The 13,395-nt window shown below is 63.8% G+C and carries 9 protein-coding genes; 6 read left to right on the plus strand and 3 right to left on the minus strand.

Annotated elements, in window-relative coordinates; all coding sequences use genetic code 11:
- Positions 1-99 precede the first annotated feature (99 nt).
- The 6 genes from tpx (NUH87_RS02325) to NUH87_RS02350 all read left to right on the plus strand — a co-directional run bounded on the left by tpx (NUH87_RS02325) (position 100) and on the right by NUH87_RS02350 (position 10,385).
- Complete coding sequence (gene tpx / locus NUH87_RS02325) at positions 100-600, plus strand: thiol peroxidase (RefSeq protein WP_338524536.1); 501 nt, start codon at positions 100-102, stop codon at positions 598-600.
- 98 nt (positions 601-698) lie between these two features.
- A complete protein-coding gene (tpx, locus tag NUH87_RS02330) occupies positions 699-1,199 on the plus strand; it encodes a thiol peroxidase (RefSeq protein ID WP_338524537.1) in 501 nt (166 codons plus the stop codon).
- A 192-nt stretch (positions 1,200-1,391) separates the two neighbouring features.
- Positions 1,392-2,696: an MdtA/MuxA family multidrug efflux RND transporter periplasmic adaptor subunit gene (locus tag NUH87_RS02335; protein ID WP_338524538.1), complete on the plus strand. Its 1,305-nt coding sequence runs from the start codon at positions 1,392-1,394 to the stop codon at positions 2,694-2,696.
- A complete protein-coding gene (locus NUH87_RS02340; RefSeq protein ID WP_338524539.1) occupies positions 2,693-5,794 on the plus strand; it encodes an MdtB/MuxB family multidrug efflux RND transporter permease subunit in 3,102 nt (1,033 codons plus the stop codon). Before NUH87_RS02335 ends, NUH87_RS02340 begins: the two co-directional genes overlap by 4 nt.
- Complete coding sequence (locus tag NUH87_RS02345; protein WP_338524540.1) at positions 5,791-8,898, plus strand: efflux RND transporter permease subunit; 3,108 nt, start codon at positions 5,791-5,793, stop codon at positions 8,896-8,898. Before NUH87_RS02340 ends, NUH87_RS02345 begins: the two co-directional genes overlap by 4 nt.
- A complete protein-coding gene (locus NUH87_RS02350; RefSeq protein ID WP_338524541.1) occupies positions 8,895-10,385 on the plus strand; it encodes an efflux transporter outer membrane subunit in 1,491 nt (496 codons plus the stop codon). The genes NUH87_RS02345 and NUH87_RS02350 overlap by 4 nt, the downstream gene beginning before the upstream one ends.
- A 48-nt stretch (positions 10,386-10,433) precedes the next feature.
- On the opposite strand, the gene NUH87_RS02355 is transcribed toward NUH87_RS02350, so the two are convergent.
- From NUH87_RS02355 to NUH87_RS02365, 3 genes are read right to left on the minus strand one after another with little or no spacing between them, the layout of a single operon-like run.
- Positions 10,434-11,606, minus strand: a complete 1,173-nt coding sequence (locus NUH87_RS02355) for an MFS transporter (RefSeq protein WP_338524542.1) — start codon at positions 11,604-11,606, stop codon at positions 10,434-10,436.
- A gap of 48 nt (positions 11,607-11,654) precedes the next feature.
- A complete protein-coding gene (locus NUH87_RS02360) occupies positions 11,655-12,560 on the minus strand; it encodes a polysaccharide deacetylase (protein WP_338524543.1) in 906 nt (301 codons plus the stop codon).
- Positions 12,553-13,395, minus strand: coding sequence for a polysaccharide deacetylase (locus NUH87_RS02365; protein ID WP_338524544.1), 843 nt, complete (start codon positions 13,393-13,395; stop codon positions 12,553-12,555). The genes NUH87_RS02360 and NUH87_RS02365 overlap by 8 nt, the downstream gene beginning before the upstream one ends.

The raw sequence follows: 13,395 nt of genomic DNA on the forward strand, positions 1-13,395 counted from the left end.
CCGCAAATCCTGTGACACTTTGTCTTCCCCATAGGTCGGGTGGCACTTTCGTGTTCAACCCCGGCCTCTTCACAGAAACCGTTTAGAAGGATTCAGCTCATGGCTCAAGTCACCCTCAAAGGCAACCCGGTTCAAGTCAACGGTCAACTGCCGCACGCCGGCGACAAGGCTCCAGCGTTCTCCCTGGTGGGCGCGGGTCTGGCTGATGTCACGCTGGGCAGCTTTGCCGGCAAGCGCAAGGTGCTGAACATTTTCCCAAGCGTCGACACCCCGACCTGTGCGACCTCCGTGCGCAAGTTCAACGCCCAGGCCAACGATGTGGCCAACACCGTGGTGCTGTGCATCTCGGCTGACCTGCCGTTTGCCCAGGCCCGTTTCTGCGGCGCCGAAGGCCTGGAAAACGTCCTGAACCTGTCCACCTTGCGCGGCCGCGAGTTCATTCGTGATTACGGCGTTGAAATCGCTGACGGCCCACTGGCCGGCCTGACCGCCCGTGCCGTGGTGGTACTGGACGAAAACGACAAGGTGCTGCACAGCGAGCTGGTCAAGGAAATCGCCGAAGAGCCCAACTACGAAGCGGCCCTGGCTGTCCTGAAGTAATTGCAAGGAGCCTGCTTGCTGGCTGAATGTGACATCGTCATCGCCAGCAAGCAGGCTCCCACAGGCACCCGATTTTGCGTTTGCAAGGAGACAGGCAGATGGCTCAAGTCACCCGCAGGGGCGTCACGGTGCAGATCAACGGGCAGTTGCCGCAAGCCGGCTCCCAGGCGCCGGCGTTTTCCCTGGTCGCCCAGGACCTCTCCGATATCACCCTGGACAGCCTTGCCGGCCAGCGCAAGGTGCTGAATATCTTCCCCAGCGTCGACACGCCGACCTGCGCCAAGTCCGTGCGTCAGTTCAACGAGCGCGCAAGCCAGCTGGAAAACACCCTGGTGCTGTGCATTTCCGCCGACCTGCCGTTCGCCCAGGCGCGCTTTTGCGCGGCCGAGGGCCTGGATCATGTCGTCAATTTGTCCACCCTGCGTGGCCGCGAGTTCCTGCGCGACTACGGCGTGGGAATCGCCGACGGTCCCCTCGAAGGCCTGACCACCCGTGCCGTCGTGGTACTCGATGCGCACGATAAGGTGCTACACAGCGAGTTGGTGGCGGATATCGGCCAGGAACCCGATTACGAGGCAGCGCTTGCGGCCCTGAAATAAAGGGTTCTTGAAACAAGCAGTTTACAATTATTCACGGCCTGACCCTGTCCAGGCCGTTTTTATTTGTGCTTCAGTGTCTTACCCGAACACTGAGGAAAGTCATGCCAAGGTAAATTGCCGGTAAAGGCGCTTTGCCTGAAACAATTCAGTGCTTAATCTTTCAGCCTTCCCAAAAAGAAGTTCTCGCGCACAATGGTTGATCATTCCATGCAATCTTCTGTCTCCCGCCCATCCCGCCGCTGGCTGTTCGGCCTGCTGATCCTGTTGATTATCGGCGCAGTGTGCTGGCATTTCTGGCCGTCAGGCGCACAGCAAAAGGTCGCGCAAGCCAAACCTGCCGGGCATACCGGCAAGTCAGGCATGATGCGTCCGGGCTTCGGCGCGTCCTCGGGCCCGGTGCCCGTGCGGGTGGCAGCGGCGACGGTGGGGGACTTCCCGGTCTACTTCAAGGCCCTGGGGACGGTGACCGCCCTCAACACAGTGAATGTGCGCACGCAAGTCGCCGGGCAGTTGGTCAAGATCAATTTCCAGGAGGGCCAGATGGTCAAGGCCGGTGATGTGCTGGCCGAGATCGATCCGCGCAACTACCAGAGCGCCTTGCTCCAGGCCCAGGGCACCCTGCTGCAAAGCCAGGCGCAGCTGAAGAACGCCCAGGTCGATGTGCAGCGCTATCGCGGCTTGTTCGCCGAAGACAGCATCGCCAAGCAGACCCTGGACACCGCCGAGGCCCTGGTGCAGCAATACCAGGGGACGGTCAAGACCAACCAGGGCGCGGTCGAGACGGCCAAGCTGAACCTGGACTTCACCAAGATCCGCGCACCGATTGCCGGGCGCCTGGGCCTGCGGCAACTGGACGTCGGCAACCTGCTGGCGGCGAACGACAGCCAGGCCCTGGTGGTGATCACCCAGACCCAGCCGATCAGCGTGGCCTTCACCTTGCCGGAAAACAACCTCGACACCGTGCTCACGCGCTTTCACAGCGGGGCGAAATTGCCCGCCGAAGCCTGGGACCGCGGTGACGTGAAGCAGCAGGCCAGCGGTGTCTTGCAAAGTCTCGACAACCAGATCGACATCACCACCGGCACCCTCAAGTTCAAGGCGCTCTACGAGAACCGCGAGCAGGCCTTGTTCCCCAACCAGTTCGTCAATGTGCACCTGCTGGCCGACACCCTGAAAAACGTGGTGCTGGCGCCGAGCGCGGCAATCCAGTTCGGCAACGACGGCACCTTCGTCTACGTCATGGACGGTGACAAGAAGGTCAAGATCCGACCGCTGAAAGTCGGCGCCAGCGATGGCAATCTCACGGTGATCAAGGAGGGCCTGGCCGTCGGCGACCGTGTGGTGCTGGAGGGCACCGACCGCTTGAAGGACGGTGGCGACGTCGAGGTGGTCAATGACAGCCAGGACCTGTCCAAGGCACCTCCCGAACAGCTGAAGGAAGGCGCGACGTCCAAGGCACCGGCTGAAGCCGGCAAGGCGAAAAAGGTCGGCGCATGAATCTCTCGCGGCTGTTCATTCTCCGCCCGGTAGCGACCACCCTGAGCATGCTGGCCATTGTCCTGGCCGGCCTGATCGCCTATCGCCTGCTGCCGGTGTCGGCGCTGCCCCAGGTCGATTACCCGACCATCCGGGTGATGACCCTCTACCCGGGCGCGAGTCCCGACGTGATGACCAGCGCAGTCACCGCGCCGCTGGAGCGCCAGTTCGGGCAGATGCCCGGGCTGACCCAGATGGCCTCCACCAGTTCGGGCGGGGCGTCGATCCTGACCCTGCGCTTCAACCTCGAAACCAATATGGATGTCGCCGAGCAGCAGGTCCAGGCGGCCATCAACGCCGCCACCAACCTGTTGCCCAAGGATCTGCCGGCCCCGCCGGTGTACAACAAGGTCAACCCGGCGGACACCCCGGTGCTGACCCTGGCGATCACCTCGAAAACCATGTTGTTGCCCAAGCTCAACGACCTGGTCGATACCCGCATGGCGCAGAAGATCGCCCAGATCAGCGGCGTAGGCATGGTCAGTATTGCCGGCGGCCAGCGCCAGGCGGTGCGAATCAAGGTCAATCCCGAGGCCCTGGCGGCCAACAGCCTCAACCTGTCGGACGTGCGCACCCTGATCGGCGCGTCGAACGTCAACCAGCCCAAGGGCAACTTCGACGGTCCGACCCGGGTGTCGATGCTCGACGCCAACGACCAGTTGCGTTCGCCCAAGGAATACGCCGAACTGATCCTGGCCTACAAGAACGGCGCACCGCTGCGTCTCAAGGATGTCGCACAGATCGTCGACGGTGCCGAGAACGAACGCCTTGCCGCCTGGGCCAACGAAAACCAGGCCGTGCTGCTGAATATCCAGCGCCAGCCCGGGGCCAACGTCATCGAGGTGGTGGACCGGATCAAGGCCTTGCTACCGAGCATCACTGACAACCTGCCGGCGGGCATCGATGTCACGGTGCTGACCGACCGGACCCAGACCATTCGCGCTTCCGTCACCGATGTTCAGCATGAACTGCTGATCGCCATCGCCCTGGTGGTGATGGTGACCTTCCTGTTCCTGCGCCGGGCCAGCGCCACCATCATTCCTTCGGTTGCCGTGCCCTTGTCGCTGATCGGCACCTTCGGCGTGATGTACCTGGCGGGCTTCTCGGTCAACAACCTGACCCTGATGGCCCTGACCATCGCCACCGGCTTCGTGGTCGACGATGCCATCGTCATGCTGGAAAACATCTCGCGCTTCATCGAGGAGGGCGACAGCCCGATGCAAGCGGCGCTCAAGGGCGCCAAGCAGATCGGCTTCACCCTGATTTCCCTGACCCTGTCGTTGATCGCGGTACTGATACCGCTGTTGTTCATGGCCGATGTGGTCGGGCGGCTGTTCCGCGAGTTCGCCATCACCCTGGCGGTGGCGATCCTGATTTCCCTGGTGGTGTCCCTGACCCTGACGCCGATGATGTGCGCGCGCCTGCTCAAGCGCGAGCCCAAGGCCGAAGAGCAGGGCCGTTTCTACAGGGCCAGCGGCGCCTGGATCGACGGCTTGATCGAAGCCTACGGGCGCAAGTTGCGCTGGGTGCTCAATCACCAGCCGCTGACCTTGCTGGTGGCGGTCGCCACCCTGGCACTGACCGTGTTCCTCTACCTGATGGTGCCCAAGGGCTTCTTCCCGGTGCAGGACACCGGGGTGATCCAGGGGATTTCCGAAGCACCGCAGTCGGTGTCCTTTGCCTCCATGAGCCAGCGGCAACAGGCGTTGGCCAAGGTCATCCTGGCCGATCCTGAGGTGGAAAGCCTGTCGTCCTATATCGGCGTGGACGGCGACAATGCCACGCTCAACAGCGGTCGCCTGCTGATCAACCTCAAGCCGCGCCACCAGCGCAGCCTGAGCGCCACGCAAGTGATCAGCCGGCTGCAGCCGGAAGTCGACAAACTGGCGGGGATCCGCCTGTTCATGCAGCCGGTGCAGGACCTGACCATCGAAGACCGGGTCAGCCGCACCCAGTACCAGTTCAGCATGTCCTCGCCGGACGCCAACCTGCTGGCCGAGTGGAGTGGCAAGCTGGTGGACGCGCTGGCCCAGCGCCCGGAACTGACGGATGTGGCCAGCGACCTGCAGGACAAGGGCTTGCAGGTCTATCTGGTGATCGACCGGGACGCCGCTTCGCGCCTGGGCGTCGCCGTGTCGGATATCACCGATGCGCTGTATGACGGTTTCGGCCAGCGGCAGATTTCCACCATCTACACCCAGGCCAGCCAGTACCGCGTGGTGCTGCAAGCCCAGGCGGGGGAGAGGATCGGGCCGCAGGCGCTGGAACAGATCCACGTCAAGACCACCAGCGGCGGGCAGGTGCGCCTGTCCAGCCTGGCCCGTGTCGAGGAGCGCCAGGCGCAGTTGGCCATCTCCCATATCGGCCAGTTCCCGGCGGTGATGATGTCGTTCAACCTGGCGCCCGGCGTGGCGCTGGGGCAGGCGGTACAGGTCATCGACCAGGTGAAGCAGGAGATCGGCATGCCGATTGGCGTGCAGACCCAGTTCCAGGGCGCGGCCGAAGCCTTCCAGGCGTCGCTGTCGAGCACCCTGTTGCTGATCCTGGCGGCGGTGGTGACCATGTACATCGTGCTGGGGGTGCTCTACGAGAGCTACATCCACCCGGTGACCATTCTCTCGACCCTGCCCTCGGCGGCGGTCGGTGCCTTGCTGGCGTTGATCCTGAGCGGCAACGACCTGGGCATGATCGCCATCATCGGGATCATCCTGCTGATCGGTATCGTCAAGAAGAACGCGATCATGATGATCGACTTCGCCCTCGATGCCGAGCGTCACCAGGGCATGGCCCCGGAGCAGGCGATCTACCAGGCGGCCCTGTTGCGTTTCCGGCCGATCCTGATGACCACCCTGGCGGCGCTGTTCGGTGCCATTCCACTGATGCTCGCCACCGGTTCCGGTGCCGAACTGCGCCAACCCCTGGGCCTGGTGATGGTCGGCGGGTTGCTGGTCAGCCAGGTGCTGACCCTGTTCACCACGCCGGTGATCTACCTGTACTTCGATCGCCTGGGACGGCGCTGGCGGCGGCATTCGAGCCTGCTTGAGCAGGTGGACACATGAACCTCTCGGGACCGTTCATCCGCCGGCCGGTAGCCACCATGCTGCTGAGCCTGGCGATTGTCCTGCTGGGTGGCGTGAGTTTCGGCCTGCTGCCGGTGTCGCCGCTGCCGCAAATGGACTTTCCGGTGATCGTGGTCCAGGCCAGCCTGCCCGGCGCCAGCCCGGAAGTCATGGCCTCCACCGTCGCCACGCCGCTGGAGCGCTCCTTCGGCGTGATTCCCGGCGTCAACACCATGAGCAGCCGCTCCAGCCAGGGTTCGACCCGGGTGATCCTGCAGTTCGACCTCAACCGCGATATCAACGGTGCCGCGCGGGAAGTCCAGGCGGCGATCAACGCGTCGCGCAACCTGCTGCCCAGCGGCATGCGCAGCATGCCCACCTACAAGAAGGTCAACCCGTCCCAGGCGCCGATCATGGTGCTGTCGCTGACCTCCGACGTGCTGCAGAAGGGCCAGCTCTACGACCTGGCCTCGACCATCCTGTCCCAGAGCCTGTCCCAGGTCCCGGGGGTGGGCGAGGTTCAGATCGGTGGCAGTTCGCTGCCGGCGGTGCGCATCGAGCTCGAACCCCAGGCGCTCAACCAGTACGGCGTGGCCCTGGACAACGTGCGCACCACCATTGCCAACGCCAACGTACGGCGGCCCAAGGGTTCACTAGAGGATGCCGAGCGCAACTGGCAGGTGCAGGCCAACGACCAGCTGGAAAAAGCCAAGGACTACGAGCCGCTGGTCATCCACTACCAGAACGGCTCGGCCTTGCGCCTGGGGGATGTGGCGAAGATCAGCGACAGCGTCGAGGATCGTTACAACGCCGGCTTTTTCAACAATGACGACGCGGTCCTGCTGGTGATCAACCGCCAGGCCGGCGCCAACATCATCCAGACGGTGAACGAGATCAAGGCGCAACTGCCGGCCTTGCAGGCGGTGTTGCCAGCCAGCGTCAAGCTGAACCTGGCCATGGACCGTTCGCCGGTGATCAAGGCCACGCTCCACGAAGCCGAGATGACCCTGTTGATCGCCGTGGCCCTGGTGGTGCTGGTGGTGTACCTGTTCCTTGGCAACTTCCGGGCGTCGCTGATCCCGACCCTGGCGGTGCCGGTGTCGCTGGTGGGCACCTTTGCCGTCATGTACCTGTATGGCTTCTCCCTGAACAACCTGTCGCTGATGGCCCTGATCCTGGCCACCGGCCTGGTGGTGGACGATGCCATCGTGGTGCTGGAGAACATTTCCCGGCATATCAACGACGGCATCGCGCCCCTGAAGGCCGCGTACCAGGGGGCCAAGGAAGTCGGCTTCACCTTGCTGTCGATGAACGTGTCGCTGGTGGCGGTGTTCCTCTCCATCCTGTTCATCGGCGGGATCATCGGCAGCCTGTTCCGCGAGTTTTCCATCACCCTGGCGGCGGCCATCATCGTGTCGCTGGTGGTGTCGCTGACCTTGACGCCGATGCTCTGCGCGCGCTGGCTCAAGCCGCACCTGCAGGGCGAACCGACCCGCCTGCAGCGCTGGAGCGAAAAGGCCAACGAACGCATGATGGCGGCCTACGCCACCAGCCTGGACTGGGTCCTGCGGCACAAGCGGCTGACCCTGCTCAGCCTGTTCGTCACCATCGGATTGAACGTCGCCTTGTACGTGGTGGTGCCAAAGACCTTCCTGCCCCAACAGGACACCGGGCAACTGATTGGCTTCGTCCGCGGCGACGACGGCATGTCGTTCGGCAATATGCAGCCGAAGATGGAAATCTTCCGCAAGGCGGTACTGGCCGACCCGGCGGTGCAAAGCGTGGCCGGCTTCATCGGTGGCAACAACGGCACCAACAACGCGTTCATGCTGGTGCGCCTCAAACCGATCAAGGAGCGCAATGTCTCGGCGCAGAACGTCATCGAACGCCTGCGCACCGAAATGCCCAAGGTGCCGGGTGCCCGACTGATGCTGATGGCCGACCAGGACCTGCAATTCGGCGGCGGGCGCGAGCAACAGACCGCGCAGTACTCCTACATCCTGCAAAGCGACGACCTCGGCGCGCTGCGCGAGTGGTACCCGAAAGTGGTCGCGGCCCTCAAGGCCCTGCCGGAGTTGACCGCTATCGATGCCCGGGAAGGTCGCGGAGCCCCGCAGACCACCCTGGTGGTCGACCGCGATACCGCCAAGCGCCTGGGCGTGGACATGAGCACGGTCACGGCGGTGCTCAACAACGCCTACAGCCAGCGGCAGATTTCCACCATCTATGACAGCCTGAACCAGTACCAGGTGGTGATGGAGATCAATCCGAAGTACGCCCAGTCTCCGGAAACCCTCAATCAGGTCAAGGTGATCGGCTCGGCCGGGCAGCGCATTCCGTTGTCGGCCATCGCCCACTATGAGAACAGCCTGCAGGACGATCGGGTCGATCACGAGGGACAGTTCGCCTCCGAAAGCCTGTCGTTCGACATGGCCCCCGGGGTGACGGTGGAGCAGGGCACCGCCGCCATCGAGCGGGCGATCGCCAGGCTCGGCTTGCCGGAAGCGGTGATCGCCAAGATGGCCGGCACCAGCGACGCCTTTGCCGCGACCCAGAAAGGCCAGCCGTTCATGATCCTCGGCGCGCTGGTGGCGGTGTACCTGGTACTGGGTATCCTCTACGAAAGCTACATTCACCCGCTGACCATCCTGTCCACCTTGCCGTCGGCCGGGGTCGGCGCCTTGCTCGGCATCTACCTGCTGGGGGGCGAGTTCAGCCTGATTTCGCTGTTGGGGCTGTTCCTGTTGATCGGCGTGGTGAAGAAGAACGCGATCCTGATGATCGACCTGGCGCTGCAACTGGAGCGTCATTCGGGCCTGGACCCGCTGGAGTCGATTCGCCAGGCCTGCCTGCTGCGCCTGCGGCCGATCCTGATGACCACCCTGGCGGCGATCCTCGGCGCCTTGCCCTTGCTGCTGAGCAGTGCCGAAGGCGCGGAAATGCGCCAGCCCCTGGGCCTGACCATTATCGGCGGGCTGATCTTCAGCCAGGTCCTGACCCTCTACACCACCCCGGTGGTTTACCTTTATCTCGACCGTTTGCGCCACCGCTTCAACCAGTGGCGTGGCGTGCGCACGGATGGTGCTCTGGAAACTCCGCTATGACTGACCGATCGCAATGCAAAGTGCCCCTGGCCGCCCAACGCCTGGAGACCGCCCGTGGCTCACGCCTGCTGAGCCTGGCCTTGTGCGGGCTGATGCTCAGCGCCTGCGCCGTGGGCCCGGACTACAAGCGCCCGGACGCCGCGACGCCGGCGCAATACAAGGAAGCCGCCGGCTGGCGTCAGGCCCAGCCCAGTGACTCCCTGGCCCGTGGCGCCTGGTGGGAGCTGTATGGCGACCCGACGCTCAACGCCCTGGTGGAAAAGCTCAACAGTGCCAACCAGTCGGTGGCGCAGTCCGAAGCCCAGTACCGTCAGGCCCAGGCGTTGGTCAAGAGCTCGCGCGGCGCCTTCTTTCCCAGCGCTAACCTTAGCGTCGGAAAAACCCGCTCCAGCCAGGGTACCGGCAGCAGCAGTTCGAGCCTGAGCCGTTCATCCAGCGGGATTCAGGATACCTACAACGCCCAGCTGGGTGTGAGCTGGGAAGCGGATATCTGGGGCAAGCTGCGCCGCGGCCTGGAAGCCAACGAAGCCAGTGCCCAGGCCAGCTTTGCCGACCTCGCGGCCATGCGCCTGAGCCAGCAATCGAGCCTGGTGCAGAACTACCTGCAACTGCGGGTGATCGACGAACAGAAGCGCCTGCTGGAATCAACGGTGCAGACCTACGAGCGCTCGCTCAAGAGCACCGAAAGCCAGTACCGTTTTGGCGTTTCCAGCAAGGCGGCGATCGCCCAGGCCCAGACCCAGCTCAAGACCGCCCAGGGCGACCTGATCGACCTGATCTGGCAACGGGCCCAATTCGAAAACGCCATTGCCGTCTTGACCGGCCAGCCTCCGGCGCAATTCCAGCTGGCGGCCACCACCACGGTTCCGGTCTTGCCGTCGATTCCGTTGGGCGTGCCGTCGCAACTGCTGGAACGGCGTCCGGACGTGGCCTCGGCGGAACGTTCGGTGATCGCGGCCAACGCCAATATCGGCGTGGCGAAGGCGGCTTATTATCCGGACCTGACCTTGAGCCTGTCCGGCGGCTACAGCAGCAGCACCTATGCCAACTGGATCAGTCTGCCAAACCGTTTCTGGTCGGTGGGACCCAAGTTGGCCACCACCTTGTTCGACGGTGGTCAACGTTCGGCGGAAGTGGACCGCACCGAGGCGGTGTATGACCAGACCGTGGCCAAGTATCGCCAGACCGTGCTGGATGGTTTCCGCGAGGTGGAAAACTACATGGTGCAACTCAAGGTGATGGAAGACGAGGCGGCGGTACGCGCCCAGGCACTGGAGGCGGCGCGTGAATCCCTGCGCCTGACCGAGAACCAGTACAAGGCCGGCCTGATCACCTACCTGGATGTGGTCACGGTGCAGACCACGGCCCTGACCAATGAGCGTAGCGTGCTGAGCCTGCTGCAAAGCCGGTTGATCGCCAGTGTCCAGCTGATCGCGGCGCTGGGCGGCGGCTGGGATGGCAACACCGACCTGAGCGCCAAGCGCTAGGATCGCAAAAGCCCGGCCTGAATCCCCATCAGGCCGGGTGCACAGACATCACTTCTGCAGTGAACGCACGCCGCGCCCAGCCAGGAAGCACAGGCTGCCGCCAACGGCCGTGAGGCCGCTCAGGGCGTAGAACATCGTCGCCGGCACCGTGTGAATCAGCAGGTAGCCGCAGATCACCGGACTCAACGCACCGCCCAGGGCGGCCAGGTTCTGCGCGCCCAGGTAACTGCCACGCAGCGCTTCCGGGGCGATAGTGTCGACGAACAGGTATTCGGACGGATAGATGATCATCTCCCCGAGGGTGAAGATGAACATGGCCACGCACCAGGTCACCAGGTTTTGCGCAAGACTGAAGCCGATCAGCCCGACGATGAACAGGCTGGTGCCGATGGCGATCCAGTAGCGCAGCTGCTCGCGCTTGAGAAAACGGCCGATCTGGTATTGCAGCAGGATCACGCTGATGGCGTTGCAGGCCAGGATCGCCGACAAGGTGGTCAGGGCGTCCTGGCTGCTGTGGGTCACCAGCAGGAACTGCGACAGGTACAGGGTGTAGCGGCCATGGACGATGGTGCTCAGCAGACTGCCACAGGTGAACAGGATCAGGGTCCGGTCGTTGCGCAGCGTCACCAGGGTGTTGATGAAGCTTTGCGGCTTGCCGGGCAGCGCCTGGGCGGTTGGCGCGATACCGAGCATCAGGAAAATACTGCAAAAAGCGATGCTCGCGGCGATCAGGAAAGGGGCCAGGGGTTGCACCCCGGCAATCACCACGCCGAGCATGGGGCCAGTGGCGTAGCCGATGTTGGTCAAGGTGTAGCGCAGGGAGAAGACCTTGGCTCGCTGCTCGATGGGCAGGTTCTCGCTGATGATGGCCTTGGAACCGATCAGAAACAGCGCCGACGCGGTTTCGGTGATCACCAGGGTCAGGGTGGTCAGGTACAGGTCGTGGGCGAAGGTCAGCAAGGTGAAACCGACGCCGCTGGAGAGCATCGCCAGGATCATCAGCCGGCGTTTTTCCAGGCGGTCGATGATGTAGCCGCCGTACAGCGAGAGCAGGGTGGCGATAAACACCGCGATCCCCATCAGCAGGCCGACATCCTGCTGGTTCAGCCCGAGTTTCCTGCTGAGGAACAGGGCCAGCAGGGGGCTGGTGATGGCACGGCTGACGACGATGGTCACGGAGCAGATCATCAGCCGGCGGATAACGAGGGAGTAGATGGCCACGGTGGTGCTTATGTCCTTGTTTTGAAAACGTCTCTGTGTTTCACCGGGTCACGGCAGGTACTGGCGGTAGTGGCGCTCATAGACGGCCGCCGGATGGTCCGCCGTCATGGCGTGACCGTTGTCGTCCCACCATCGGGCCACTTCGCCGGCCGTGGCAATCCAGGCGTCCTCGTGTTGCTGGATACCCTTGATCAGCTCACGCAGTACGCCGATACGCCCCGGCGTGGCGATGACTTCCGGGTGCAGGCGCAGGACGTAGCACAGCCCGAACCGATGGAACCCGGCGAAATCCATCTGCAGGTTGCCCAGGGTATGGCTGTAGGAAGCGATCCGCGACTGCGCCGGCGGCACCGCCGGGCTGAGGTTGAAGGCGAAGTAGGGCTCGTCCTCCAGCTCATAGTGCAACGGCAGTTCGATGACCTGCGGGGCCGTCGGGTGGGCGAAGGGCAGGTCATCACCGCGCCAGGAGGACGACCAGAGAATGCCCTCGTCGTGCAGGGCCTCGGTGAACCCCGGCAACCAGTTGCCGGCCGGAATCCGGAAACCCTTCGGCCGCTCGCCCGTCAGTGCCGCCAGGGCCTGGCAGCCTTGTGCGAGCGAGGCTTTCTGCTCGGCGAGGGTCAGGTTGTCGAAGTTCTGGTGACGGTAGCCGGCACAGGCGATTTCATGACCACCGGCCTGGATCGCACGGAGGTGGGCCGGTTGCTCTTCGGCGACGATGCCCGGGATGCACCAACTGCTGCGCACGGCCAATTCGTCGAACAGGCCGAGCAGCCGCTCGACCCCGCGCTGGCTGCCATAACGCCAGACCGACAGGCTCTTGTCGCGCCCGGCAACCTCCGGGGCCTGGGTGAGGATGCCATGGATATCGTTGTAATCCACGGTAACCACCACCGCACAGCGATAAGGCGCGGGCCATGGGCTCTTGAATACGGGCCGTTGGGACTCAGCCATGATGATGCTCCTTGAGCCACCAATGGGCGACATCGCGGCACGTGGCAAACCAGACGTCATCGCGCTCACGCATATGTTCGAACAATCGCTCCAGCAACAGGATGCGCCCCGGCTTGCCGGTGATCTTGGGGTGGAACAGGGTGGTCAGGCACAGCCCTTCATCGACGGCGCCATCGAATTCGCGACACCAGTTGTCCAGGGTCAGCGCATAGCTGGCGGTGCGGTCCAACCCTGAGGGAAAGTTCGGCTCGCGGGTGTAGGCGATGGAAGCGTAGTCGTCCATTTCCCAGCGGCCGGGGATTTCCACCAGCGGTTGCGCATGCCCGGGCACCTGCACCAGGTAGGGCCGGTCGTCACCGCGCATGCTGCTGGAGTAGGTCACGCCGGCGTCCACCAGCATCGCCGGGGTCTCCGCACGCCAGTCGCCGGAAGGCGTGCGAAAGCCCTCGGCACGGATGTTCAGGTATTGCCAGAACACCTCGCGGCATTTGTTCATCACGTCCCGCTGCTGTTCCAGCGTCAGGGCGTAGAAGGATTCGTGCTTGTAGCCGTGGTAGGCCACTTCATGTCCGCGTTCGACAATCGCCTGGCATTGCCGGGGCCAGTTTTCCACGACCCAGGCCGGTACGAAGAAGGTGGTCGGCAGGCGGAACTCGTCGAGCAGGTCGAGAATGCGCGGCAACGCCCGATACGGGCCGTAACCGCCAAAACCGAAGTACTCGGGCTTGTGCCAGATCGAGCCATCGAGCATGGCGTCACCGGTCGGGCCGTCGAGGTCGAATGCCAGGGCCAGGCAGGCTTTGTGCCCATCCGGCCAGGTCGGGGTCGAGGACAT

It is taken from the genome of Pseudomonas batumici (assembly GCF_036585405.1).
Lineage (GTDB): Bacteria > Pseudomonadota > Gammaproteobacteria > Pseudomonadales > Pseudomonadaceae > Aquipseudomonas > Aquipseudomonas batumici.

Coding starts and splice junctions, on each gene's coding strand:
- tpx (WP_338524536.1), top strand. CDS start 100: ATGGCTCAAGTCACCCTCAAAGGCAACCCGGTTCAAGTCAACGGTCAA.
- tpx (WP_338524537.1), top strand. CDS start 699: ATGGCTCAAGTCACCCGCAGGGGCGTCACGGTGCAGATCAACGGGCAG.
- NUH87_RS02335 (WP_338524538.1), top strand. CDS start 1,392: ATGGTTGATCATTCCATGCAATCTTCTGTCTCCCGCCCATCCCGCCGC.
- NUH87_RS02340 (WP_338524539.1), top strand. CDS start 2,693: ATGAATCTCTCGCGGCTGTTCATTCTCCGCCCGGTAGCGACCACCCTG.
- NUH87_RS02345 (WP_338524540.1), top strand. CDS start 5,791: ATGAACCTCTCGGGACCGTTCATCCGCCGGCCGGTAGCCACCATGCTG.
- NUH87_RS02350 (WP_338524541.1), top strand. CDS start 8,895: ATGACTGACCGATCGCAATGCAAAGTGCCCCTGGCCGCCCAACGCCTG.
- NUH87_RS02360 (WP_338524543.1), bottom strand. CDS start 12,560: ATGGCTGAGTCCCAACGGCCCGTATTCAAGAGCCCATGGCCCGCGCCT.
- NUH87_RS02365 (WP_338524544.1), bottom strand. CDS start 13,395: ATGTCCTCGACCCCGACCTGGCCGGATGGGCACAAAGCCTGCCTGGCC.